The sequence below is a fragment of the Ahrensia marina genome (genome assembly GCF_042140245.1).
GTDB lineage: Bacteria > Pseudomonadota > Alphaproteobacteria > Rhizobiales > MH13 > MH13.
Genome location: NZ_CP159483.1, coordinates 2,986,490 through 3,011,033, shown reverse-complemented (window position 1 = coordinate 3,011,033; position 24,544 = coordinate 2,986,490). Strand labels below are relative to the sequence as shown.

The 24,544-nt window shown below is 58.1% G+C and carries 18 protein-coding genes; 8 read left to right on the top strand and 10 right to left on the bottom strand.

The window, feature by feature from the left end:
• Complete coding sequence (locus tag ABWH92_RS14650) at positions 1 to 3,696, bottom strand: vitamin B12-dependent ribonucleotide reductase (protein WP_375569571.1); 3,696 nt, start codon at positions 3,694 to 3,696, stop codon at positions 1 to 3.
• A gap of 560 nt (positions 3,697 to 4,256) precedes the next feature.
• Between ABWH92_RS14650 and ABWH92_RS14645 the strand changes: the two genes are divergently transcribed.
• Together ABWH92_RS14645 and ABWH92_RS14640 are read left to right on the top strand one after the other, a co-directional pair.
• Positions 4,257 to 4,652 carry an NADH:ubiquinone oxidoreductase subunit NDUFA12 gene (locus ABWH92_RS14645; RefSeq protein ID WP_375569570.1) on the top strand — a complete coding sequence of 132 codons (396 nt, stop codon included), beginning with the start codon at positions 4,257 to 4,259 and terminating at the stop codon, positions 4,650 to 4,652.
• Positions 4,653 to 4,778: 126 nt separating this feature from the next.
• Positions 4,779 to 5,210 (top strand): DUF2155 domain-containing protein, encoded by a 432-nt coding sequence (locus ABWH92_RS14640; protein ID WP_375569568.1) that lies wholly within the window; start codon positions 4,779 to 4,781, stop codon positions 5,208 to 5,210.
• On the opposite strand, the gene aat is transcribed toward ABWH92_RS14640, so the two are convergent.
• The 6 genes from aat to ABWH92_RS14610 all read right to left on the bottom strand — a co-directional run bounded on the left by aat (position 5,144) and on the right by ABWH92_RS14610 (position 10,575).
• A complete protein-coding gene (gene aat, locus ABWH92_RS14635) occupies positions 5,144 to 5,800 on the bottom strand; it encodes a leucyl/phenylalanyl-tRNA--protein transferase (RefSeq protein WP_375569566.1) in 657 nt (218 codons plus the stop codon). The genes ABWH92_RS14640 and aat overlap by 67 nt on opposite strands.
• A 19-nt stretch (positions 5,801 to 5,819) precedes the next feature.
• The gene (gene accC / locus ABWH92_RS14630; protein ID WP_375569564.1) at positions 5,820 to 7,166 is read right to left on the bottom strand and encodes an acetyl-CoA carboxylase biotin carboxylase subunit; all 1,347 of its coding nucleotides are present in this window, start codon (positions 7,164 to 7,166) and stop codon (positions 5,820 to 5,822) included.
• A 10-nt stretch (positions 7,167 to 7,176) separates the two neighbouring features.
• Positions 7,177 to 7,656 carry an acetyl-CoA carboxylase biotin carboxyl carrier protein gene (accB, locus tag ABWH92_RS14625; protein ID WP_375569562.1) on the bottom strand — a complete coding sequence of 160 codons (480 nt, stop codon included), beginning with the start codon at positions 7,654 to 7,656 and terminating at the stop codon, positions 7,177 to 7,179.
• 150 nt (positions 7,657 to 7,806) lie between these two features.
• Positions 7,807 to 8,244 (bottom strand): type II 3-dehydroquinate dehydratase, encoded by a 438-nt coding sequence (aroQ, locus tag ABWH92_RS14620; protein ID WP_375569560.1) that lies wholly within the window; start codon positions 8,242 to 8,244, stop codon positions 7,807 to 7,809.
• 36 nt (positions 8,245 to 8,280) lie between these two features.
• A complete protein-coding gene (locus ABWH92_RS14615; protein WP_375569558.1) occupies positions 8,281 to 9,162 on the bottom strand; it encodes a DsbA family protein in 882 nt (293 codons plus the stop codon).
• 48 nt (positions 9,163 to 9,210) lie between these two features.
• Entirely contained in the window at positions 9,211 to 10,575 is a 1,365-nt protein-coding gene (locus ABWH92_RS14610; RefSeq protein WP_375569556.1) for a M48 family metalloprotease, read from the bottom strand.
• A gap of 222 nt (positions 10,576 to 10,797) precedes the next feature.
• Here ABWH92_RS14610 and ABWH92_RS14605 point away from each other — a divergent pair, with 222 nt between their 5' ends.
• A complete protein-coding gene (locus ABWH92_RS14605) occupies positions 10,798 to 12,027 on the top strand; it encodes a pyridoxal phosphate-dependent aminotransferase (RefSeq protein ID WP_375569554.1) in 1,230 nt (409 codons plus the stop codon).
• Positions 12,028 to 12,121: 94 nt separating this feature from the next.
• On the opposite strand, the gene ABWH92_RS14600 is transcribed toward ABWH92_RS14605, so the two are convergent.
• Positions 12,122 to 12,583 carry an NUDIX domain-containing protein gene (locus ABWH92_RS14600; RefSeq protein WP_375569553.1) on the bottom strand — a complete coding sequence of 154 codons (462 nt, stop codon included), beginning with the start codon at positions 12,581 to 12,583 and terminating at the stop codon, positions 12,122 to 12,124.
• An 8-nt stretch (positions 12,584 to 12,591) separates the two neighbouring features.
• Entirely contained in the window at positions 12,592 to 15,060 is a 2,469-nt protein-coding gene (locus tag ABWH92_RS14595) for a ribonuclease E/G (RefSeq protein ID WP_375569551.1), read from the bottom strand.
• Between the two features lie 790 nt (positions 15,061 to 15,850).
• On the opposite strand from ABWH92_RS14595, the gene ABWH92_RS14590 reads away from it, so the two are divergent.
• The 4 genes from ABWH92_RS14590 (at position 15,851) to ABWH92_RS14575 (ending at position 22,821) form a co-directional block, all read left to right on the top strand.
• Positions 15,851 to 17,185, top strand: a complete 1,335-nt coding sequence (locus ABWH92_RS14590) for an N-acetylmuramoyl-L-alanine amidase (protein ID WP_375569549.1) — start codon at positions 15,851 to 15,853, stop codon at positions 17,183 to 17,185.
• 216 nt (positions 17,186 to 17,401) lie between these two features.
• A complete protein-coding gene (locus tag ABWH92_RS14585; RefSeq protein ID WP_375569547.1) occupies positions 17,402 to 19,840 on the top strand; it encodes a penicillin-binding protein 1A in 2,439 nt (812 codons plus the stop codon).
• 93 nt (positions 19,841 to 19,933) lie between these two features.
• Positions 19,934 to 21,062, top strand: a protein-coding gene (gene prfB / locus ABWH92_RS14580) for a peptide chain release factor 2 (protein ID WP_375569545.1) whose coding sequence is annotated in 2 segments (ribosomal slippage) — positions 19,934 to 20,002 and positions 20,004 to 21,062 — 1,128 coding nt in all. Because the reading frame shifts where the segments join, the coding sequence is not laid out codon by codon here.
• 181 nt (positions 21,063 to 21,243) lie between these two features.
• The gene (locus ABWH92_RS14575) at positions 21,244 to 22,821 is read left to right on the top strand and encodes an ABC-F family ATP-binding cassette domain-containing protein (protein WP_375569543.1); all 1,578 of its coding nucleotides are present in this window, start codon (positions 21,244 to 21,246) and stop codon (positions 22,819 to 22,821) included.
• Between the two features lie 2 nt (positions 22,822 to 22,823).
• On the opposite strand, the gene ABWH92_RS14570 is transcribed toward ABWH92_RS14575, so the two are convergent.
• Positions 22,824 to 23,462 (bottom strand): GNAT family N-acetyltransferase, encoded by a 639-nt coding sequence (locus ABWH92_RS14570; RefSeq protein ID WP_375569541.1) that lies wholly within the window; start codon positions 23,460 to 23,462, stop codon positions 22,824 to 22,826.
• Positions 23,463 to 23,517: 55 nt separating this feature from the next.
• Between ABWH92_RS14570 and ABWH92_RS14565 the strand changes: the two genes are divergently transcribed.
• A complete protein-coding gene (locus ABWH92_RS14565; RefSeq protein ID WP_375569540.1) occupies positions 23,518 to 24,540 on the top strand; it encodes an alpha/beta hydrolase family protein in 1,023 nt (340 codons plus the stop codon).
• The last annotated feature ends 4 nt before the right edge of the window (positions 24,541 to 24,544 follow it).

The following is a 24,544-nucleotide window of genomic DNA, read 5'->3' as shown; positions in this document are numbered from 1 at the left end:
TTACGAGCATCCGCTTGTTGAGCCGCAGGTGTCGCATTTCAAGCAAGTCCCGTTGCGCACCATGGTGAAGTTACCGCATTCAGAGCAGCTTTCGCCCTCATAGCCCTTCATCCGCGCAATGGAGCGCTGCTCCGCGACACTTTCCAACGGCTTAGCTGCTACCGCAGGAGCAATGTCGGCTTCAGGTGCCATCTGCAACGCTGCTGATGTTGCCACAGCTGCTGATGACAGCGACGCCGTCACCGTGCTTGGGGCAGGGGCATTGGAATTGCCGACAGCAGAACCACCCACAACCTGCAAACGCTCAGCCACTTTGCCGCGCACCAGACCAGCCGACACGATGGAGTTGGCAGATGGCTTTTCAGCATCTTCGCCTTTGCCAAGGGTCGTGGCACCAGCTTCATCAGGCTGGACATGCGCCAGATCGTAACGGCCGAGATAGGAGACCGCCAGTTCGCGGAAGATGTAGTCCAGGATCGACGTCGCATTCTTGATCGTCTCATTGCCCTGCACCATGCCTGCCGGCTCAAACCGGGTGAAGGTGAAGGCATCCACATACTCTTCCAGCGGCACGCCATATTGCAGGCCGAGCGAGATCGCGATGGCAAAATTGTTCATCATCGCGCGGAAGGCAGCGCCCTCTTTGTGCATGTCGATGAATACTTCGCCTAGGCGACCATCTTCATATTCGCCAGTGGTTAGATACACTTTATGCCCGCCAACACGCGCCTTCTGGGTGTAACCCTTGCGGCGGTCCGGCATTTTCTCGCGCATGCGCACTTCTTTTTCGATGATGCGCTCAACGATTTTCTCCGCCACCTTTTGGGCGCGCAGGCCCTGTGGTGCAGCGATAATCGCTTCTGCTGCGTCCTCAGCATCCTCGTCATCATCATTGTCAGCAAGCAACTGCGAATTGAGCGGCTGCGAGAGTTTTGAGCCATCGCGGTAAAGCGCATTGGCTTTCAAAGCGAGTTTCCAAGAGAGCATGTAGGCACTCTTGCAATCCTCAACCGTCGCCGCGTTCGGCATGTTGATCGTTTTGGAGATCGCACCTGAGATGAACGGTTGGGCAGCAGCCATCATGTGGATATGGCTTTCCACCGACAGGAAGCGCTTGCCCTTCTTGCCGCATGGGTTGGCGCAATCGAACACTGCATAGTGTTCCTCTTTCAGGTGCGGTGCACCTTCCAGCGTCATTGTTCCGCAGACATGTTCATTGGCCATGCTGATTTCGTCAGCTTCGAACCCGAGGGCTGAGAGCATATCGAAAGCAGGGTCGTTGAGCTGTTCGTCTGTGAAGCCTAGCTCGTCAATGGCGATGTCGTCGCCGAGCGTCCAACGGTTGAACACAAACTTGATATCGAACGCTGAGCCCAGTGCGCCTTCAATCTTGGCGACCGCAGCATCGGAGAAACCGCGAGCTTTCAAGCTTGTGTGATTGACACCGGGCGCCTGCGCCAGCGAGCCATGACCCACCGCATAAGCTTCGATCTCGCCGATCTCGGCCTCGGTGTACCCAAGCACACGCAATGCTTCGGGCACGGCACGGTTGATGATCTTGAAGTAACCGCCACCGGCCAGCTTCTTGAACTTCACCAGAGCGAAGTCCGGCTCAATACCTGTCGTATCGCAATCCATGACCAGACCAATCGTACCGGTCGGCGCGATCACCGTGGCCTGTGCATTGCGATAGCCGTGCTCGGCGCCGAGTGCGACCGCTTTGTCCCACGCTTCTGTCGCATGTTTGATCATGCGCTGATCAGGGCAGTTTTTATGATCCAGCGGCACTGGATTGACGGAGAGGCCTTGATAGCCATCTGTCATACCCAGGGCTGCCTGGCGGTGGTTGCGCATCACGCGCAGCATGTTGTCCGCATTGGCTTCATAGCCCGGGAAAGGACCAAGCTCTTTGGCCATTTCTGCTGACGTCGCATAGGCAACACCGGTCATGATCGCCGTCAGCGCGCCACAGATCGCGCGGCCCTCTGGTGAGTCATAGGGAATGCCAGACGTCATCAGCAGGCCACCAATATTGGCATAGCCAAGGCCTAGCGTGCGATACTCATAGGAAAGCTGAGCAATCTGCTTGGACGGGAACTGCGCCATGGCGACGGAGATTTCCAGAACCATGGTCCAGAGCCGCACACCATGCTCATAGGCTTCGATATCAAAAACCTTTTGCGCGCCGCTTTCGCTGGCTTCATTGAACTGAAGCAGGTTCAGGGAAGCGAGGTTACAGGCCGTGTTGTCCAAGAACATGTATTCCGAACACGGGTTGGACGCGCGAATGCGTCCACCGGCTGGCGAGGTATGCCAGTCGTTCATGGTCGTGTTGAAATGCAGGCCGGGATCAGCTGACGCCCACGCGGCGTGACCGATCTTTTCCCAAAGGTCCTGGCTCTTCACCGTTTTGTGGACTTTGCCCGTTGTCCGCTCAACCAGGTCCCAATCCCCATCCTGCTCAACGGAACGCAGGAAATCGTCGGTGATCGACACTGAGTTGTTGGAGTTCTGGCCCGACACAGTGCCATAGGCTTCAGAATCCCAGTCAGTGTCATAGGTGGAGAACTCAAGCTCTTTATAGCCTTGGCGCGCAAACTGAATGACACGGGCGATATAGTTCTCTGGCACCAGAGCCTTTTTCGCTGCGCGCACTTCACGCTTCAGCGCAGGGTTCTTGGTGACTTCAAAGCAATCGCCATCCTCGCCTTCGCAATTGACGCATGCCTTCATGATGGCGGTCAGGTGCTTCTTGACGATCTTCGAGCCGGTGACGAGCGCAGCAACTTTCTGCTCTTCCTTCACCTTCCAGTCGATGTAGGTCTCGATGTCGGGATGGTCGACATCCACAACCACCATCTTGGCCGCGCGACGCGTCGTGCCGCCCGACTTGATGGCACCAGCGGCGCGATCACCAATTTTGAGGAAGCTCATCAGGCCGGAGGATTTGCCACCGCCGGAGAGTTTTTCGCCTTCACCGCGCAGCATAGAGAAGTTGGAGCCAGTGCCGGAACCATATTTGAACAGGCGCGCCTCACGCACCCAAAGGTCCATGATGCCGCCTTCGTTCACCAGGTCATCGCCAACGCCCTGGATGAAGCAGGCGTGCGGCTGTGGGTGCTCATAAGATGAGGCTGACTTGGTCAGCTCGCCGGTTTCCGGGTCCACATAATAGTGGCCCTGGCCTGGGCCATCGATGCCATAGGCCCAGTGCAATCCTGTGTTGAACCATTGTGGCGAGTTTGGTGCCACGCGCTGGGTGGCAAGCATGAAGGCCAGTTCGTCGCGGAACGCCAGTGCGTCTTCTTCGCTGTCGAAATAGCCGCCTTTCCAACCCCAATAGGTCCAAGTGCCGGACAGGCGGTCAAACACCTGGCGCGAATCTGTCTCAGGACCGTAGCGCTCCTCTTCGGGCAACTCGGCGAGCGCCTCTTCGTCAGCAACCGACCGCCAGAGCCAAGAGGGAACGGAATTTTCTTCGACCTTTTTCAGTCGAGCGGGCACACCGGCTTTACGGAAATATTTTTGCGCAATGATGTCGCAGGCAACCTGGCTCCAGGTCTCAGGAACCTGAATGTCCTTCAACTGGAAGACGATCGATCCATCAGGATTGCGAATCTCGCTGAGCGCATTGCGGAAGGTAAGATCCGCATAGGCCGATTGACCGTCTTTGGTGAAATGCCGTGCGACACGCATATTGGTAGTGCTCCTCTAGCCCATTCTAAGCCGACACACAGATGCTCACCCTAGTCTGCCGCAACGCCGCCAGACCTCTCAAGCATGACCTGTTTCAGGTCGATGTCGATTCCGTTTGTGCAATAGCCACAACACATCAACATATAGTGTGTAAACAAAAAATTAACACCATATGTGGGGCCTTTAGGCCGCAAGAAAGCAGTCCGCTGCTACACACAGCAGAGGGCCCAAACCAATTGCAAAAACGCTTACTCTGATTATGTGCCGCCGAGCCCAGATTTGCTGGGTGGTCACCACACCGTCGACCAGAAGGCCCAACTCGCATCCGCTCGTCAACCTTCGTCTAAAGGAAACACCGACAAAGAATTTTTTCCACGGGATGAATGTGGACAATTTTCCCGCCCCTGTGGGCAACATCGGATGCAACGAAAAAGGGCGCGAGCACGCATCAAGCGAAGATGTCTGTGAGCCGATCGCTTAAGCAAAGGGTGCGCTGGACAGGGCTCATCATTCAAGGCACAACCACGCCAAACCTTTCCACGCCTGTTTGCGGATCAAACATGAAACAGTTTTTCTTGCGCTTCTTCACTTGGTGGCAGGACCAAACGTTCGGCACCATGCTTTTCACCGCCCGCAAGGGGCAGCGTGTGGGTGAGGATCAGCTGGGCAATGTCTACTACCGTGCTGATGTTCCGCCTTTGGGTGAGCGCCGCTGGGTGATTTACAATGGCGAAGCCGATGCATCGGCCATTCCTCCAGGCTGGCACGGTTGGATGCACAAGAAAACCGATGTTCCCCCCACCGAGGATGACTATGTCGCCAAAGAGTGGGAATTGCCGCACAAACCGAACCGCACCGGTATGCCGGGCGCCTATCGCCCTGATGGCTCGATTCTTACGCCCACCAAGCGTCCAGCAGCCACTGGTGATTATGAGGCTTGGTCACCAGGCGACTGATGTCGCTTGGAGGGCACCCCGGGCTTTCTAGCTAGGAAAACAGCATCGAATCGCCACAATGTGCCAACAGGGCTTTCGCGAGCCCTGCCACGCCTATGCGCGCCCCGAATCACATCCGAGATATTCATGCGTCTGCCGACTTACTTCACCGCTGTTTTGACCATTGCCGTGTTTTTCGGGGCTGTCGGCCAAAGCACCGCTCAGACATCTGCGCCGGTTCTGCGCAATGAGCACCCGGTCGCGCTGTTTGCCGGTCTCGATAAGATCACGGGTGAATTGCACACCTTCTACGTCTTCGTTGATGAGACAGTGCAGTTCGGCGCGTTGCAGCTGACCCCGCGCGTTTGCTATGACCGCCCGCCCTCAGAGCCAGAACGCACAACGGTGTTCTTGGAAGTTGATGAACTCACCCTTGATCGCCGCATTCGCAGGGTTTTCACCGGCTGGATGATCGCTGAAAGCCCCGGCCTCAACGCCATCGATCACCCGGTCTATGATGTTTGGCTCACCGGTTGCAGCGATGCGGCGCCTGAAACGCCAGCCGCTGGCCAGCAATAAAAGTTGGCATCGACCGTCACGGCCTCACGCAACGCTTCACGATAGATATCGGCCGAGATCTCCACAGCGCCAAACTGCCGCAAATGCTCGGTGATGAACTGCGTATCGAGCAACGTGTATCCGCCTGCGATTAAGCGTCCAACCAGATGCACCAGCGCCACTTTGGATGCGTCGCGCTCGCGCGAAAACATGCTCTCACCGAAAAACGCGCCACCCAGCGCTACGCCGTACAAGCCACCGACCAGCTCACCATCGCGCCATGTTTCCACCGTGTGGCAGTTGCCGCGCTTAAAAAGCTCGCCATAGAGAAAGCGGATGTCGGCGTTGATCCAGGTTGAGGCCCGGCCCGGTGCGCTGGCCGAACACCCATCGATCACAGCGTCGAAATCACTGTCGATGCGAACCTGATAGACATCTTGGCGAACAGTGCGCGCAAGGCGACGCGGCACGTGGAACGCATCAAGCGGAATGACCCCACGCATCGGCGGATTGACCCAAAACACCGACGTATCGTCGGCATCCTCAGCCATTGGAAAAAAACCCACTTCGTAGGCTTGCAACAGAAGGTCAGGGGTAATCGTCTCGGCCATCAGCGGGCCTGCCTGTCGGTCAGTGACCCTGATCAGCCAGCCAACGTTCCAGCCAATGGATGGAATAGTTGCCGCTGCGCACATCGGGCTCGTTCACCAGGCGGCGGAACAAGGGCAGGGTGCTGTCCACGCCGGAAATTACGAACTCATCCAACGCCCGCGCCATCCGGTTTATGCACATCTCGCGCGTATCCGCATGGACGATCAGCTTGCCGATCAAGCTGTCGTAATAGGGTGGGATCTGATAGCCCTGATAGACCGCTGAATCCACGCGCACGCCTAGACCACCTGAGGGGTGAAACGCCTCAATCATACCAGGCGAAGGGCGGAAGGTTTCAGGGTGCTCTGCATTGATGCGCACCTCGATAGCGTGGCCCTTAAAGGAGATGTCGTCCTGCGTGACTGACAGGCCCTGACCGGCGGCGACCCGCAATTGTTCGGCCACAAGGTCTAGCCCGGTGATCGCCTCTGTTACCGGATGCTCCACCTGCAAGCGGGTGTTCATCTCGATGAAATAGAACTCGCCATCCTCATAGAGAAACTCAATCGTACCAGCACCTGAATAGCCAAGATCAGCAATGGCCTTGGCCGAAACAGCGCCAATTTCTTCGCGCTGCTCAGGCGTGATCACTGGCGACAATGCCTCTTCCCATACCTTCTGGTGACGCCGCTGCAGTGAGCAGTCGCGTTCACCCAGATGGATCGCTTTGCCCATGCCATCGCCAAACACCTGAACTTCGATATGGCGCGGATTTTGTAGATATTTCTCCATGTAAAGCGCATCGTCGCCAAAGGCGGCGCGCGCTTCGGCGCGAGCTGTGTTGACCGCATCGGCCAACTCTTCGGCGTTGTTGGCAACCTTCATGCCGCGACCACCGCCACCGGCAGAGGCTTTGACAATCACCGGATAGCCCATGCCGTCTGCCACTTGGCGTGCTTCTTCCACCGACCGCAGCTCGCCTTCCGAGCCAGGAACGACGGGGATGCCAAGACGTTTGACGGTGGTTTTGGCCGCGATCTTATCGCCCATCACCTCGATATGCTCAGCTTTCGGGCCGATAAAGGTGACGTTATGGGCCGCCAGAATCTCAGAGAACTTGGCGTTCTCTGACAGGAAACCATAGCCGGGGTGCACCGCATCGGCGCCGGTGATTTCACAGGCGGCCAAAATCTGCGGAATGTTCAGATAGCTCTCGCTGGCATCAGGCGGACCGATGCAAACGCTCTCATCAGCCAGGCGCACATGCATGGCATGGGCATCGGCCGTTGAGTGCACCGCAACGGTGCCAATACCGAGCTCTTTGCAGGCGCGCAGCACACGCAGCGCGATCTCACCACGGTTGGCGATCAGGACTTTTTTGAACATGTCTGACCCCTTAGGCGATAATCACCAGCGGCTCGCCATACTCAACCGGCTGCTTGTCGGTCACCAAAATCTCTTGCACTACGCCGGAGGCCGTGGCTGGGATTTGGTTCATCGTTTTCATTGCTTCCACGATCAGCAGCGTTTGCCCTTCGCGCACTGTATCACCCACCTTGATGTAGGCTGGGGCGCCAGGCTCAGATGACAGATAGGCCGTGCCAACCATCGGCGAGCGTACCGCTTCGCCCTGCGCGCTTTCAGCTGGCGCTGGCGCCGTTGAGGCTGCCGGGGCAGGGGCGGCCGCTGGAGCAGCCGGGGCAGCGACCGCAGGCGCGGACACTTGAGCGGTGTGGGTAACAGGAGCGGGCGTGCGGGCAATGCGAACCCGGGTATCGTCTTGCTCAACCTCAATTTCGGTCAGGTCCGTCTCATTAAGCAGCAGGGCAAGCTGACGGATAAAATCCTGATCGATGGTGGCTTTGGACTTCGACATAAAAACTCTTTCACTCATCATCGCACCCCAAGAAGGAAGCCTAGGTTGAAACCTGATGGGCGTGCGCACGCAAACAAAAAACGTGGGAGACTTGATCGGCGCGGTATAACCGCTCCAATGCTGGCCGTCCACAGCCTGTTTGTCACGTGATTAAGCGTCGATCAGATCGGCAAGAGCCGTCAGTGCCAGCCGGTATCCGGTTGGGCCCAAACCGGCGATCATGCCTTGGGCCGCTTGCGCTGTGTAGCTGGCGTGGCGAAAGGTTTCACGGGCGTGAATGTTGCTCAAGTGGACTTCGATCACCGGCAAGTCACACGCCTTCAGCGCATCATGCAATGCGATGGATGTGTGGCTGTAGGCGCCGAAATTGCAGATCAGTCCATCAGCCAGTCGACGTGCTTCATGCACCCAATCAATCAGCACGCCTTCATGGTTGGATTGGCGCAAGTCGATCTCCAGATCGAGGTCAACGGCATGGTCGCGGCACATCGCTTCGATGTCATCCAACGTTTCGTGACCGTAGAGATGCGGTTCGCGTTGTCCCAACAGATTAAGGTTGGGGCCATTGAGAATGAAGACGGTGGCCATAGCGGTAAGAGCCCAATAGAGGTGAGTGCGAATCGACTAGAGCGCCGACAGACGATCACGTTCAACTTGGATGGCCTCGGCAAGCCGGTCAAATCCGACGGCCCCCATCAAACGCTGTTCACCGACAATGAAAGCTGGCGTGCCACGAATGTTGAGCTGTTCGGCCAGTGTGTAGGCCTCTCCAATGGGTTCCATGATCGCCGGGCTGTCCAGTGCGAGATCAAGAGCGGTCTCATCGGCACCAAGCTCAAGCGCAACAGCGCGCGCCAAGGTGGCATCGGCTTGGACAAACTCATTCATCATTGCATCGATAAAGGCTGTCATATCGCCACCGATAGACCGGAAGGCCACAGCAACTTGGGCTGCTTCCAAAGACCCTGGTCCGAGCACCGGAAAGTCCTTCACCACAACACGCACATCGGTCTGTTCAGCGATCAGGCGCATGACATCGCCATGGGCGCGTTTGCAAAACCCGCAATTGTAATCGAGGAACTCCACCAGCGTAATCGCACCATCTGGGTTGCCCATAAGGCTTGCGTTTTCGCTGTCGAACAGAAGATCTGCATTCTCAGCAATAACTTGCGATACCAGCGTTTCTTCTTGTTCGGCGCGGGCTGCTTCCAGCGCTGTGATGGCCTCATCAAGCATCAAAGGATTGTCGAGCAAGGCTTGCCGTACCACTGCTGCTGCGCCTTCGCGGTCAGCAGCGGCCATATCTGTCAAGCTTTGTGCGGTAGGGGCAGGCGTCGGTGAAAGCTCAAGCGGCGCTGCGTCGGCCTCTATGGCCTGTTCGAGCATATGATCGTCCAGACCCAAGGGCTCAGGGTCTGCCAAACTGCCAGAAAGCACGTAGACACCCAAACCAATAGGCAGTGCGATGCCCGCGAGGGCGGTGACGGCGACAAGAGCGCGGGCCATGTAAAGTCCTAGAGTTGGCAACGTTTGAAGGTTGGGCTGAAGAAGCGACTACTCGTCGTATGTCAAGATGTCCTGGGCGCGCAACCAGCCTGTCGAACCGCGTGGCAGATTCTGCTGCGCGCGCGCCGCAAAACCCTTTGCTCCTTGAATATCACCGCGCGCAAAGGCTTCCAGGCCAGATGCCAGTTGCGCCATCGCCGTATTGCCGCTGCGGGCGTAGGCTTGACCCAGGAAACGATATCCAAAGGCCAGCGACTGATCGTTGGCAAGGCCACGCTCCAATTCGCCAATGGCTGTCGCAAGCAATGCATCATCGCCACTTTCCACAAGGGCTGCTCCATAGAACACGCGGATCATGGTGTTGTTGGGCGCCAGTTCCAGTGAGCGAGCCCAGCTTCGGGCAGCTTCACGGGGGTTGCCGTTTTCAAAGAGGATCGTGCCACGCATTTCCCAGAAAAACGGATTGGAAGGTTGGGCGGCGATCAGCTGGTCAAATTGCTGGATCGCATTTCGCGCTGAACCTGATTTGCCTTCGACAATGGCGCGCGCATACCGTGCAGGCAGAGATGTATCGCTGCTGGGATAACGCCTCGCCACAGTTCGCTGGCCGTCCAAAAGGGCTGTTAAGCGTGCAATCGCCATATCGTGTCGCAGTTGCAGCTCTGGCGGATCACTGCGGCCAAAATATTCACTTTGCCGCGCCAACCGTTCAATCTGGTTGATACGATCACGCGCCATCGGGTGCGAGCGCACATAGGGATCAACAAAACGCCCGGTGAACATGGTCTGGTCAGCAAAGCGACTGAACACCTCCAGCATACCCTGCGCGGACTGACGAGTGGCATTCAGATAGGTGATCGCAGCACGGTCGGCGGCCAACTCTTCGCCGCGCTGATAGGCCAGCAGCGAGCGTTGCGCAGCGCTCTGGCCGCCGATAGCGATCCCCGCGCCTGCAGCTGCTGCGTCACTGTTACCAGAACCCGCAGCCGCTGCCATCGCAGCAGCGCCTGCCAACATCGTGATGGCTGAAATGATCTGTGAGCGTGAGATTTGCTGGCGCAGGCGGGTAAGGTGTGCCCCGGCCAAATGCCCTGTTTCATGGGCCAAAACGCCGATCACTTCATTGGGTGTATCGGACTCCAACATTACACCCAGATTGATGAAAATACGCCTGCCGTCAGCGACGAACGCGTTGAAATCACGCTCATTGATCAAGACAATTTGGATAGAGCTTCCTCGAATGCCGGCAGCGCGCAAAATCGGCGCTACATAATCGGCAACAAGGGCCTCTACTTCTGCGTCGCGGAAAACAGAAATCTGTCGCTGCGCCTGCGCGGTGGAGACAACAAGCTGCGACACCACAAGAAGCGCGCTGATAAGCCAGACGCGAAGAAGGTGAGCGGATCGGATCATGGGGCCGACACTCCAATGGGGAAACGGCAAGATTTGGGCATCAGAAAGGGATCTGAAGTCGCTAAGATGCTCAGGTGTTTTCGGTTGCGATGAAACTAGCATCCGATCCTTCCTGGTCAACGTGCCATCAAAGACCTGTCGGCGTGCCAAGCGTCATTGTCCACGAGCGGAGAGTTGCGTATCACCGTGGCACGCTAACCCCTGACAAAGGCCCAAACCTCCATGGCCGCAATGGAAAAGCACACTGCTGCAAAACATCACCACCTAGCTGCGATGCGACACATTGCGCAGGCGCGCAAAGTGGATTCGTTCCTGGCGATGGACGTTCTGGCTGCCGCCAATCAACGTGAAGCGGCGGGCGAGGCCACCTATCATTTAGAGGTTGGGCAGCCCGGCGCCCCCACACCCCAAAGCGTGCGTGATGCGATCAGTGCCACATTGGCAGATGGTCGTATCGGTTACACCGAAGCCGCTGGCACGAAAGCCCTGCGTCAGCGGATCGCGCGCCACTACGCCGACCAGTATGGGCAGAGCGTTGATCCAGCACGGGTGATGGTCACCACCGGTTCCTCGGCCAGCTTCTCGCTTGCGTTTCTGTTGCTTTGCGATCCAGGCGACCGCATCGCCTTGCCCAGGCCAGGGTATCCGGCCTATCGCAACATTGTGCGTGCGCTTGGTCTGGAGCCCGTCGAGATCGACCTTGATCCGGATTCAGGGTGGGTCCTGACGCCGGAAGCGCTGGCCAAACATCATGACGATGTACCGATCCGTGCGGTGCTGATTGCCTCGCCCAACAATCCAACCGGCACGGTCATGCCACCACAAGCCATTGAAAAGCTTGCCTCTTACTGCAAGCAGGCAGGTATCTGGTACATCTCCGACGAGATCTATCACGGGCTGGTTTTCGATGGTGAACAGTGCTGTGCGCTGAGCTTTGATGAGGATGCGATCATCATCAACTCCTTCTCAAAATACTATTGTATGACCGGCTGGCGGATCGGCTGGATGATCCTGCCCGAACGCCTGGTGCGAGGTGCCGAAGCGCTGGCGCAAAACCTCTTCATTTGTGCGCCAAGCCTGTCACAAACCGCGGCCTTGGCAGCCTTTGATGCGACCGACGAGTTGGAGACCATCAAGGCAGGTTATGCCGCCAATCGGCAGCGCTTGTTGCAAACTCAAGAGGTCCTTGGGCTAGCTGGCGGTCCACCGCCGGACGGCGCGTTCTACATGTACTGGCCGGTCCAAACGCTGCTGCGTCCCGGTGAGACATCGGTGGCTCTGTGCGACAGTTTACTTGCCGAAACCGGCATCGCTATCACGCCTGGCAACGATTTCGATCCGGTGCATGGCGATGGGTTCGTTCGGGTGTCGTTCGCTGGAAGCCAGGAGACCATTTCTGAGGCCGCTGACCTGTTTGAGCATTGGGCGAAACGGCGCTCAAATCGTCTTTGAAGGAGCGGACCAGTCTGCTCAGCACAAGCGGACGGTCCGCTCTTAGTCCGCCGATAGTCTGCACTTAGTCCGCTCGTTTGGGCGGACCGTCCGCCTAGCGAACCAGACGTTCCAGCGGATCATAGCCAGCGCGGTGCTCTCCAAAGGCAAAATCGGGTAGCAGGTCAGGCTTGAAGCGAACGCCCATCATTTCTTCGCGTGACATGAACTGACGTCTATCGACAATCGCGTCCTCATCCTTCCAAGTCGGATCGAGGGCGCCAGAGAGAATTGTCGCGTGGAAATAGAGATCAACCTGGTGGAAGTCAGAGCCTGGCTCATGAAACTCGTTGACGCCCGCAAGATCGCCGACAGCAATGGTGAGCCCGGTTTCCTCAAAAACCTCGCGCTTCACATTGTCATGGATCGATTGGTGCTTCTCGACACCTCCGCCAGGCGCGCACCACAAGTCTGAGGTGCCGCCCGGATAGGCGTTCACCAGCAAAAGCTTGCCGTTTTCAACGATCAAGGCCCGCGCTGCGAGACGCGGGCCTGTGTTATCGGGAAGCGAAGGCATGGAAAATCTTAGAAAAACGAGCGCTTCTGCCACCAGCCCTGCTTTTTCGGGCCAGTGTCTGGATTGGAGCTTTCCACCACCGGCTCCTTAGGCGGTTCAGGTGTCGGCTCTGGCGCCGTTTCCGGTTCAGCCGCGGCAACAGCAGGCGCGTCTTCTACTGGAGCCTCTTCAGCAACGGGTTCTTCAGCGGCCTCTATCACTGTCTCGGCGGGCGCATCATCAGAAGTAGCGGCCGCTTCTGACTCAGTATCGTCGGCCTTCTCAGTGGTTTGCTCAGCGTTGGCGTCGACATCCACGCCGTTCTCGGTGTTGCCCTCAGTGTTGCCTTCGCCATTGCCGCGTCCACCGCGACGACGACGGCCTCCACGGCGCGAGCGACGCCGTTTTTTCGGCTCACCATCTTCTTCAGAGGTCTCTTCATCTGAAGACTTCGCCTCAGAAGATTTGGCTTCAGACGTTTCCTCGTCTGAGCTTTCCTCTGAACTGCGTTCAGCCTCATCATCGCCACCACCTCTGCGGCGACGGCGACGGCGACGGCGCTTGCGGCCTTCACCACCTTCGCCATCGTCTGAGGAGCGCGTATCATCATTATCAGCTGCCAGGGCTTGTTCTTCGGCTTCTGCGGCCTCAGCAGCTTCCGCCGCGGCTTGGTCAGCGCGTTCCTCGGCTTCCAGATCAACACTCACCGATTGCACGGCGGCGACCGGGACAACGTCACGCGGATCGGCGGCATCACCACGGCTGATGGAAAACGCGTCAGCGGCCAGGCTACCGTCGATGGTGAACACCACGCGGCGACCATAGCGCGTTTCAAGATCGGCCAGCATCGCGCGTTTATGGTTGAGGATGTAGAGCGCAGTTTCTGAGCGCAGCGTCACATTGGCATGGTGACCCTGATGGCGCAGCAGTTGGGCTTCGGCTTGACGCAAAATCTGTAGTGCAACCGAGGATGATGCCCGCACGTGCCCAGTGCCAGCGCAATGCGGGCAGGGCTCCATGGTGCTCTCGATAAGCGATGTGCGGATGCGCTGGCGCGACATCTCCAAAAGGCCGAAATGCGAGATGCGCCCGACTTGAATGCGCGCCCGGTCGCTTTTCAGCGCATCTTTCATGCGCTTCTCGACGGCCCGGTTGTTGCGCTTTTCCTCCATGTCGATGAAGTCGCAGACGACCAAGCCAGCCAGATCGCGCAGGCGTAGCTGGCGAGCGATTTCGTCGGCGGCTTCCAGATTGGTCGCAACCGCCGTGTCTTCGATGTTGTGCTCTTTAGTTGACTTGCCCGAGTTCACATCGATGGCCACCAGTGCCTCGGTCTGGTTGATCACCAGATAGCCACCTGATTTCAGCTTCACCGTCGGCTCGAACATGGAATCGAGCTGCTCTTCCACACCTTGGGCAGTGAAAAGCGGTGTCGGATCGCGATAGGGTTTCACATTGCGGGCATGGCTCGGCATGAGCATGCGCATAAAGTCTTTGGCTTCGCGATAGCCCTCATCACCGGCAACCGTAACCTCATCGATATCGCGCGAGTAGAGATCGCGGATCGAACGTTTGATCAGGCTGCCTTCCTCATAGACGAGGGCGGGGGCGGCAGACTTCAGCGTGACATCACGCACCGTCTCCCAAAGCCGCATCATATATTCAAAGTCGCGTTTGATCTCGACCTTGGTGCGGTTGGCACCGGCGGTACGAAGGATGACGCCCATACCATCCGGCACATCCAGATCGCTAACAACCTCTTTCAACCGCTTGCGGTCGGCGGCGGACGTGATCTTGCGCGAGATACCGCCACCGCGTGGGGTGTTGGGCATCAGAACAGCGTAGCGGCCAGCCAGCGACAGATAGGTGGTCAACGCTGCACCTTTGTTGCCACGCTCTTCTTTCACCACCTGCACCAGAATGATCTGGCGGCGCTTGATCACCTCTTGAATTTTGTAGTGACGACGACTTGGGCGGCGGCGCGGGCGTGCCTCTTCCAGCGCATCGTCCGATCCGCTCTCGTCGACATTGTCGGCCTCATCGTCTTCGCCAGTATCGTCATCGCTGACGAACAAGCCGGCAGAGACCGCCGCTTTGACCGTTAGGCCTTCACCCTTCTCGTCCTCAGAAGCATCCTTGTCGCCAGCTTCGTTTTCGCTTTTCGATGCCTCAGCGTTCTTGTCGTCGCCATCATCATCGGATTCGCTGTCATGGCCGCGTTCATCGGCCAACAGCGCATCGCGATCTGCTTGCGGGATCTGATAGTAATCAGGGTGGATCTCGGAAAAGGCCAAAAAACCGTGGCGATTACCGCCATAGTCCACAAACGCAGCCTGCAGCGAAGGTTCAACGCGGGTTACTTTGGCCAGATAAATGTTGCCGCGAAGCTGCTTCTTCGCGAGCGTCTCGAAATCAAACTCCTCGACGCGATTGCCACGCTTCACCACCACACGGGTCTCTTCCCGGTGGGTGGCATCGATTAACATTTTGGATGACATTGAAGGGTTCCTTGGGGCGCGCAGGCCGAGCATGAGGAACAAGCTCAGCAGCGATCGCCAACGGTTCTGTAGAGAAAGATGCGCTGCCTGCTGTGGTGGCCGCATGCGGCTCAGCGACACCAGGACGAGCGAAAGTGTGTGGAACCGGTGCAAGTTTCCGTGCGAGCGATCCGCGTGCAGCGGCATCGGTCAGGAGCGCATACCCATACGAACGCGGTCGCTGAAAAGCGGTGTTCGATACACAAGGCAACGGGCGCAGCACCATTTATATTCCGGTCTAAAAAGCAGGCGAAGCAAGTCCGCACCGCTTAAGAAAGCTATTGGCTTGCAATGGTCATGGGTGTGGGCAGCTATGCGCAATCCGGGCTGATCGCCCACTCGGTGCCAGTTCCGGAGCCTAGAACAGTCTCAGATCGCTGCCTGCTTTCGCGTTGGCTTTGCGCTCTGCATTCCAGTTCCGATTGGCGTCTCCAACCCAAAAGTTGGTGCCGATCAGATTCATGCCGCATATTGCCCGCAAGTCCCAGCAGATGGCCAAACCTTGGTCCATCCAACACCCTGCAAGTCTTCCCGATGTACGCTCACCAGTGCTTATTTGCAAGCGTACTCAATGTGTTTGGCGGCATTCCCAAGGTCTGGGTGCTGCCTTTCAGCGCATGGTGACGGTGCGACACGCATGTTTTGGATTGATTTACCACCGTGCTTTAGGATGTGGTAACCGTTGCGCTCACGGCGCTGACCTGGTCAGGCTTTGAAGGCAACTTGCACGCGTTTGAGACAGTCTGCACGTATGAAAGCATCAACGCCCACTTTTGGCGAGCAACCATTCCGCCCCGATGCCAAGACCTCCTTGGGTCTGGGGCAGGGCGCGCTGCGTTTTCTCAGCATGTTGAAATTCTCGTTGTGCCTAACCTTGTTGATCGGCTTGATGTGGCCTTGGTCGGCAGCCGCGACCGAAGACACAACGTTGGAAGCGTCCTTTGAACCGGTGGAAGAGGCCACGGCCCTGGCCGCACGGATTGCCGGCGATGAAGCGCGCACGCGTATCGTTATCGATTTGGCCGGAGACGTCGTGCCCTCGGTCTACATGCTACCAGAACCAAACCGTTTGATCCTTGATCTGCCCGGCCTCTCATTTGAGCCAATGGGTGATACGCAAGTGGAAGCGCGCGGCCTTATCTCGGCGTTTCGCTATGGTCCTTTTGCACCTGGACGTGGGCGCATCGTGGTCGATCTTGCCGACTATGTGGTGATCGATGAAATCCTCATGCTTGCCGCCCTTGATGATCAGCCCACCCGACTGGTGCTCGATCTGGTGCGCAGCGATGAAGAAGGTTTCTTGGCCGAAGTGGAGCGCACGCGCGAAAGCTTTTTGGCCAGCGTTGAAGCACCCAAAGAAAATCGTCTCGATATCGCCAGCACCAGCGGACGCCCGATCGTTGTGATTGATCCGGGCCATGGTGGCATCGATTCTGGCGCGGTTAGTCGTTCGGGCGTTTTGGAAAAAGAAGTGGTGCTGCGCTTCGCGCGCGAGTTTGCCGCTGATCTTCGCGCCACCGGGCGGTTTGAAGTCTACATGACGCGCGATGATGATGTCTTCATTCCGCTCGCCGGGCGCGTGCGCTTTGCGCAGAACCACAATGCAGACCTCTTCATTTCAGTGCATGCCGATTCGCTGGTGCGCCACCGCGATATGCGCGGGGCGACCGTCTACACTCTATCCGACCGGGCATCGGACGAGATCGCCCAGCAACTGGTGGACAATGAACGGCGTTCAGAAATGCTGGCAGGCATGGACGTCACCGAACCGGCGACCAGCGAAGTGGCTGATATTCTGATTGATCTGACACGCCGGGAGACAACGCGCTTCTCGCTTGCCTTTGCCGAAGACCTGGTAAGCGAGATCACGACGGCCACACGCATGGTCAACAATCCCCACCGTTCAGCCGGGTTCCGTGTGCTTAAGGCCCCCGAAATCCCATCGGTTCTGCTAGAGCTTGGATTTCTATCGAATGAGGATGATGTGCGTCTGTTGACGGATGCCGCTTGGCGCGAACGCACCATCGCGTCGCTTTCAACAGCCGTGGAGCGATTTTTTGAGCAGCGTGTTGCAAGCGCGCCATAGCGCTGCGCAAACACCACGCCCATATCACCGAAGCTGGTATTGTCGCGCGCGGCGCCCTATTTCCGCCGCATCACCAACGCCTACCGTGACGCGATTGGCGCCGATCGGGCTTTTGGTTTCGCTTTGCCTGCAAAAGCTAACGGTGCATTTACCATACTGCGCTTCAGTGACACTTAGGTGGCGGGCGCACACTGATGATGACGAACGGATGAACGCATGTTCACGAAGTTTCTGGGTTACCTTTTTGGCATAGGCGTTCTTGGCTTCCTGTTGGCAGCTGGCGGTGTCGCCTATGGCATCCACTATTACTCTCAGGATTTGCCCGACTACACGGTGCTCAGCGACTATGAGCCACCGGTGATGACACGCGTGCATGCATCCGATGGCGCCTTGATCGCTGAGTACGCCTCCGAGCGGCGCCTCTTTCTGCCCATCCAGTCGATGCCCGATGTTCTGAAAGCAGCGTTCCTGTCCGCTGAGGACAAGAACTTCTACCAGCATGGCGGCCTGGACTTCACCGGTATCGCCCGCGCCATCGTGGTCAACATCGAAAACTTAGGGTCTGATCGCCGTCCTGTAGGGGCATCGACCATCACCCAGCAGGTTGCGAAAAACTTTCTGCTGACCAGCGATGTTGCCATCGAGCGGAAGATTCGTGAGGCGATTCTGGCGCTGCGGATTGAACGCACCTTCTCCAAGGACGAAATCCTGGAGCTCTACCTAAACGAGATTTATCTCGGTCTTGGCGCATATGGTATCGCTGCTGCTTCGCTCGTTTATTTTGACAAGTCTGTCCATGAATTGACGCTGGCTGAAGCCGCCTATCTTGCCGCGCTGCCCAAAGCGCCGAACAACTATCATCCGTTCCGCCAGACCGAGCGCGCTTTGGAGCGCCGCGACTGGGTGCTCGATCGCATGTACGAGAACGGCTACATCACCGATGAGCAACGGACAGCCGCTCAAGCTGAGCCGCTCAACGTCATCCCGCGCGATACTGGCACGTTCCTGGAAGCCTCTGACTATTTCGCTGAAGAGGTGCGCCGCGAGATCGCTGAACGTTATGGCAATGACGGTCTCTACGAGGGTGGCCTGTCTGTCCGCACCACGCTTGACCCTGTGCTTCAAAGCCATGCCCGCCGTGCAATGCGCCGCGGATTGGAAGAGTTTGACCGCGCCCGTGGCTGGCGTGAACCTGTTGCCTCCATCGATATCACCCAGGACTGGGGTATCGCTTTGAGTGAGGTGGAAGGGCTTTCCGACATCGAAGAATGGACGCTGGCCGTTGTTCTCGCCGTGGGCGAAGATGGTGCGCAGCTGGGCTTGATGCCGCCACGTTTGGCCTCCCGCGCTCTATCTGATGAGCGCCCCACGGGCTTCATGCCAGCTTCCGCGATGAGTTGGGCCGGTTCCAATCCCTCTGACATCGTGTCGGCCGGTGACGTGGTCTATGTGCGTCCTGAGCCAACCGAATCCGGTGAGACAAACTATTCACTGCGCCAGGTGCCTGAAGTCTCAGGCGGCATGGTTGCCATGGACCCCTACACGGGCCGTGTGCTGGCGATGGTCGGCGGTTTCTCGTTTGACGACAGCCAGTTTAACCGCGCGACGCAAGCTTGGCGTCAGCCTGGGTCCTCGTTCAAACCGTTCGTTTATGCCGCGGCCCTCGACAATGGCTACACGCCCTCCAGCGTGGTGATGGATGCTCCGATCGAAATCGATCAGGGCCCAGGTCTCGGCATCTGGCGCCCGGACAACTACTCCAATGAGTTCTATGGCCCGCAGACCCTGCGTGTCGGCATTGAGCGCTCACGGAACGTGATGACCGTGCGCCTGGCTCGCGATATGGGCATGCCATTGGTCTCCGAATATGCTCGCCGGTTTGGCGTCTATGATGACCTTGATCCGCTGCTGGCTATGTCGCTCGGCTCCGGTGAGACCACCGTGATGCGCATGACCGGCGCTTACGCTGTGATCGCCAATGGTGGCCGCGCCATTCAGCCCACGCTGATTGACCGCGTGCAGGACCGGTACGGCAACACCATCTTCCGTCACGACGAGCGTCTTTGCGAAGGCTGTCGGGTGGAGGCCTGGCAGGGCCAGGATGAGCCCAACCTGATTGATGAACGCGATCAGGTGCTCGATCCGATGACCGCCTATCAGGTGACCTCCATGCTGGAAGGCGTGGTGCGCCGTGGTACCGCTGCTGGCATTTCCGGCGAGCTGTCCAACTGGGCGGTCGCAGGCAAAACCGGCACCACCAACGACAACCGTGATGCCTGGTTTGTCGGCTACTCGCACGATATCGCTGTTGGCGTCTACATTGGCTACGACAACCCGCGCGACATGGGCCGTTCGGCCACTGGCGGTGGCTTGGCCGCCCCTATTTTCGCTGACTTCATGCAGGCAGCCCTGGAAGGCCAGCCACGCACTGAGTTCCAAGTGCCGCGTGGTATCTCTTTGATCCCAATCGACCGCCGCACTGGCCTTCAAGTGGCCGCTGGAACCGATGGTTCGATCCTGGAAGCGTTCCGTCCTGGGACTTCGCCGCCCTCATCCTACTCCATCATCGGCTTCACCGATGATATGGGTCGCGAACTGACCGTCGATCCACAAGCTGATCGCGCGGTTGTTTCGGGCACCGGCGGGCTTTACTAACCGGCCAACTTATCCCACATGATCACCCAGTTGCATCGGGCGCTTGCTGAAAGGCATGCGCCCCTTCTGTTTGACTGACCTTAGGACTGACCCATGCGCGCGGAAGCCCAGCGGCTTGTAGATGACATTGAGCAGGCACTCACCCTGCTAAGGAGGCATCTTTGACTGGGATGCTGCCCTCAAACGCCTTGATGAACTGAACGCGCTGGCCGAAGACCCACGCCTCTGGGACGATCCGCAAGAAGCCCAGGGGCTGATGCGCGAGCGCCAGAAGCTGGACGATGCCATCAACGGCATGAATGCCATGCGCACCGACCTTGCTGATACCAGCGAACTCATTGAGCTGGGTGAAGCTGAAGGCGATGATGAGATGGCCAGCGAAGGCGTGGCTGCCCTGCAAGAGCTGGCGAGCAAAGCCCGTCGCCTGCAAGTTGAAGCGCTGCTTTCTGGCGAGGCCGATGGCAACGACACCTATGTGGAAATCCATTCTGGGGCAGGGGGCACCGAAAGCCAGGACTGGGCCAATATGCTCTTGCGCATGTACACCCGATGGGCTGAGCAGTCTGGTCGCAAGGTCGAGTTACTAGAAGAGCAAGCCGGGGAAGAGGCTGGCATCAAGTCAGCGACGATTTTGGTGAAGGGTGATGATGCCTATGGCTGGCTGAAAACCGAAGCTGGCGTGCACCGTCTGGTGCGCATCTCGCCTTATGATTCCAACGCCCGCCGCCACACCTCCTTTGCCAGCGTCTGGATCTATCCGCTGATCGACGACACGATCAACATTGAGATCAATGAAAGCGACTGCCGCATCGACACCTATCGGGCGTCAGGTGCCGGTGGTCAGCACGTGAACACAACCGACTCGGCTGTGCGCATCACGCACAATCCGACGGGCATCGTTGTGCAGTGTCAGAACGAGCGCTCCCAGCACAAGAATAGGGCGACGGCCTGGAACATGCTGCGCGCGCGCCTTTATGAGCTGGAACTGCAAAAGCGCGAGGAAGCAGCGAGCGCTGAGGCTGCCGCCAAAACCGATATCGGTTGGGGGCACCAAATCCGCTCCTACGTGCTGCAGCCCTATCAGCTGGTGAAAGATTTGCGCACCGGCCACGAAAGCACCGCGCCCTCGGACGTGCTTGATGGCAAGCTTGATAGCTTTATGGAAGCCACGCTTGCCCAGCGGGCCTATGGCGGGACAGCCGACGTCGCCGACTTGGACTAACAGCCCTTGTGGCCCGCTAAGACAGGCCCGTCTGAAAAGTGCGTTCCGTGCCGTTATCAAGCCTTGTGAGTGGGCGTCATCAACCCTATCTCTAAGGAGACAGCGATAGGAGCCGATTTCACCATGGATATGAACCTCGCCACCACCAACTCCTTGGTTTTGCTGCGAGATATCACGTCCTATGTTGGCATCAGTTTCTTTGTCCGACCTGTCATGGTCCACACCTGACGGCACCCCACTTTTCAAGCATCTTACCTTAGCCTTTGGCTGTGAACGCGTTGGCCTTGTTGGTCGAAACGGCACCGGCAAAAGCACGCTTCTGCGCCTGATCGTCGGTGATCTGCAGCCGCACGCAGGCCAGATCAAACGATCTGGCACGCTGGCGATGGCACAGCAGGATGTGGTGAAGCATCCAGATGACACCGTTGCTGACCTGTTCGGCATCCAGGAAGCCCTTGCTATCCTTGACCGGGCTGAGGCAGGCGCAGCCGATGCTCAAGATCTTGCGGAAGCCGACTGGACACTGCCCGCACGGGTCGAGGCCGCGCTTGCACGGTGCGGTCTTTCCGCTGATCCGAAGACGCCATTGGCCGAGCTTTCGGGCGGGCAACGCAGCCGTGTTGCCCTGGCAGCCCTTCTCTTTGCCGAGCCCGACTGTCTGCTTTTGGATGAACCGACCAACAATCTAGATCGGTCAGGGCGCAAGGCCATCATCGATCTCGTGCGCAGTTGGAAAGGCGCAGCGATCATTGCCAGCCATGATCGTGAGCTGCTGCAAGAAATGGACGCCATCATCGAGCTCACGTCACTCGGGGCCACCCGTTATGGCGGCAACTACGATGTGTTTCAGGCGCAAAAAGCCATAGAGCTGCAGGCCGCCAAACATGATTTGGTGCATGCCCAAAAGGTTCATGCTGAGACGGCACGACGAGCCCAACAGGCTGCCGAACGCAAGGCGCGCAAAGATGGTGCCGGGCGAAAGGCGCGTGCCAAAGGCGATCAACCCAAAATTGTCATGGATGCCGCCAAGGCGCGTGCTGAAGCATCAGGTGGTGCTGGCGCTCGTCTTCGCGATGCCAAGCGCCAAGCCGCCGATGACGCGGTGTTTGCCGCCCAGAGTGCGGTTGAGGTCTTGCAGCCGGTACACATGGACATACCGGGGACGGCTTTGCCCGCAAACAAGCAGGTGTTGCACGTGGAGGGTGTTACAGGCGGGTATGACAGTGATCACCCAATCATTCACGATGTCTCGCTCACGATAACCGGTCCAGAGCGCGTTTGTGTGTCCGGCAAAAACGGCAACGGAAAGACCACGCTGCTGAAACTCATTGCAGGTCACTTGCAGCCTCAAAGCGGGTGGGTCGATGTGATGGTGCCCTTTGCGATGCTCGACCAGCATCTAAGCTTGCTCGATCCAGGCGAGAGCTTGCGCGCGAACTTTCTTCGCCTAAACCCATCCGGTGAGGATCACAGTGCCCATGCAGCGCTTGCGCGCTTTGGTTTTCGCGCAGACGATGCGCTGCGCAAGGCAGGTGATCTTAGTGGAGGCGAACGGCTGCGTGCTGGCTTGGCCTGTGTCTTGGGGTCAACACCCCCGCCAAAGCTTCTGATTCTTGATGAGCCGACCAATCATCTCGATCTGGATGCGATCGAGGCGCTGGAGGCCGCGTTGGAGGACTATGACGGAGCTGTTATGGTGGTCAGCCACGATGACGCTTTTCTCAAATCCTTGAGGCCAACCCGCGTGGTCGTGCTGTGACATCACAACGAAGGTCTGGCTGTCCTCTGAGACGAGTGCACGTTCTTGGTCATCGTGGCGGCGCTTTGAAATCCAAAAATCGCTCCTAAAGGCCAAACCGATGTGTTTGATGTCTCAACATACCCTCGTTGGGCGTAAAGGGCTTGGGCGCGAGGGTTCGTATCGATCACGTCGAGCCGAACGCGTTTTAGAGCGTTCTTGGCGGCGTGATCCTCGATGGCCGTGAGCAGCAACGTGCCAACCCCATGGCCTCGGGCAGTTGGTTGAACGAAGATGCCGTCCATCAGCAGCGTGTCCGGCTCGTTCTCTCGCTCAAGCAGGCTTATCAACAGGCCTCGCAGCGTCCCTCCGATAGCACCATAAGTGTTGATCATGTCGCGCAGCCCACCTCCCACAAAGGCGCCTTGTGGTGTCTTGAACCCGGCAACGCCCAGAAACGCACCATCGCGGGCAACGGCGCTGATGGCATGGCCAGGGTCAAGAACCTGCTCAATGAACGCCACGGCCTTGCGCTCTGGTCCAAGGGGGTAGTGCAGTTTGCGCGAGAAGGCTTTCCAATACCCAAGAGCGGCCTCGTTGCGATGGGCATCGCGCAAGCCTGGCTCGATGATGATGGTGTGCTTGTCGCTATCGACAGCCATTGAGGAGTCTCCGTGAAGGTCCTATCGAGGTGGGCATGCAGGAGGGTGAATACAAATGAAATGGTGGGCCATTTTGGCCATGTGTGCGATTGGTTTTGTAGCTACGGCAACCTTCGTGCTGTGGCGCCTTGGCGATCACGATCTTGAACGGCGTTCCAGCGAAGACTTTGACGTTCAAGCCGATGGGGTTGAGCTGAGTGGAACGCTTTGGTTGCCAGATGCGGAGCTGGTTGCCGCCATTGTGCTCGTCCATGGCGATGGCGCTCAAGATCGCCTCGCTGGCGGCGCCTATGCACCCTTGATCAACACGCTTTTGGATGCCGGTGTTGCGGTTGCCTCCTGGGACAAGGCTGGCGTTGGCGGGTCTCAGGGCAACTGGCTGGACCAGTCGATGCACGACCGAGCAGAGGAGACCGCAACAGCCTTAGAAGCGCTGAGGCAGCGGTTGGAGAGAGTGTCGGTTGGGGCGCTTGGTTTCTCACAGGCTGGTTGGGTCTTGCCACGCTTGTCGGAGGGCCAGGCGGACTTCCTTGCGCTTGTCGGTCCAGCCGTTTCCTGGCGCGATCAAGGCGCGTATTACACAGCAACCCGGTTGCGGTTGGAGGGGGCTGGTGAGGCTGAGATCGCAGAAGCGCTCGCCTTGGCGCAGGACGAGAATGAACGCCTGTTCGCTGCGGAAGCACAGTTTGATCCAACCGTGCTTGCCAATGAGATGGACGAGGCGCGATGGGCGTTCATCCAGCGCAATCGAAACGAGGACGCGCGAGATTATCTTGGATCGCTTCAGATACCGACATTGGCAATGTGGGGTGAGGACGATCTCAATGTGAACGCGACAAGCGATGCGGCGATCTACCAAACCCTCTTGAGGCAGAATCCAGCCAATCAGATCATCATCGTGCCGGATGCCACCCATGGGTTGCTGAAAGCTTCGCCCTACAACGCGCAGCTAACAAGCAGCTGGCCGTGGCACACGGTTCTGCGGTTCATGATCGAAGGGCGTCATGCCTGGGCGCCAGGCTCTTTGGAGACGCTTGTCGATTGGATCAAGGCGAGGGCGGCTGACCGGCGTGAGTAACGCC

Excerpts from the sequence above, each read along its gene's own strand:
- ABWH92_RS14650 (WP_375569571.1), bottom strand. The coding sequence starts at position 3,696 with ATGCGTGTCGCACGGCATTTCACCAAAGACGGTCAATCGGCCTATGCG.
- ABWH92_RS14645 (WP_375569570.1), top strand. The coding sequence starts at position 4,257 with ATGAAACAGTTTTTCTTGCGCTTCTTCACTTGGTGGCAGGACCAAACG.
- ABWH92_RS14640 (WP_375569568.1), top strand. The coding sequence starts at position 4,779 with ATGCGTCTGCCGACTTACTTCACCGCTGTTTTGACCATTGCCGTGTTT.
- aat (WP_375569566.1), bottom strand. The coding sequence starts at position 5,800 with ATGGCCGAGACGATTACCCCTGACCTTCTGTTGCAAGCCTACGAAGTG.
- accC (WP_375569564.1), bottom strand. The coding sequence starts at position 7,166 with ATGTTCAAAAAAGTCCTGATCGCCAACCGTGGTGAGATCGCGCTGCGT.
- accB (WP_375569562.1), bottom strand. The coding sequence starts at position 7,656 with ATGTCGAAGTCCAAAGCCACCATCGATCAGGATTTTATCCGTCAGCTT.
- aroQ (WP_375569560.1), bottom strand. The coding sequence starts at position 8,244 with ATGGCCACCGTCTTCATTCTCAATGGCCCCAACCTTAATCTGTTGGGA.
- ABWH92_RS14615 (WP_375569558.1), bottom strand. The coding sequence starts at position 9,162 with ATGGCCCGCGCTCTTGTCGCCGTCACCGCCCTCGCGGGCATCGCACTG.
- ABWH92_RS14610 (WP_375569556.1), bottom strand. The coding sequence starts at position 10,575 with ATGATCCGATCCGCTCACCTTCTTCGCGTCTGGCTTATCAGCGCGCTT.
- ABWH92_RS14605 (WP_375569554.1), top strand. The coding sequence starts at position 10,798 with ATGGCCGCAATGGAAAAGCACACTGCTGCAAAACATCACCACCTAGCT.
- ABWH92_RS14600 (WP_375569553.1), bottom strand. The coding sequence starts at position 12,583 with ATGCCTTCGCTTCCCGATAACACAGGCCCGCGTCTCGCAGCGCGGGCC.
- ABWH92_RS14595 (WP_375569551.1), bottom strand. The coding sequence starts at position 15,060 with ATGTCATCCAAAATGTTAATCGATGCCACCCACCGGGAAGAGACCCGT.
- ABWH92_RS14590 (WP_375569549.1), top strand. The coding sequence starts at position 15,851 with ATGAAAGCATCAACGCCCACTTTTGGCGAGCAACCATTCCGCCCCGAT.
- ABWH92_RS14585 (WP_375569547.1), top strand. The coding sequence starts at position 17,402 with ATGTTCACGAAGTTTCTGGGTTACCTTTTTGGCATAGGCGTTCTTGGC.
- ABWH92_RS14575 (WP_375569543.1), top strand. The coding sequence starts at position 21,244 with ATGTTGGCATCAGTTTCTTTGTCCGACCTGTCATGGTCCACACCTGAC.
- ABWH92_RS14570 (WP_375569541.1), bottom strand. The coding sequence starts at position 23,462 with ATGGCTGTCGATAGCGACAAGCACACCATCATCATCGAGCCAGGCTTG.
- ABWH92_RS14565 (WP_375569540.1), top strand. The coding sequence starts at position 23,518 with ATGAAATGGTGGGCCATTTTGGCCATGTGTGCGATTGGTTTTGTAGCT.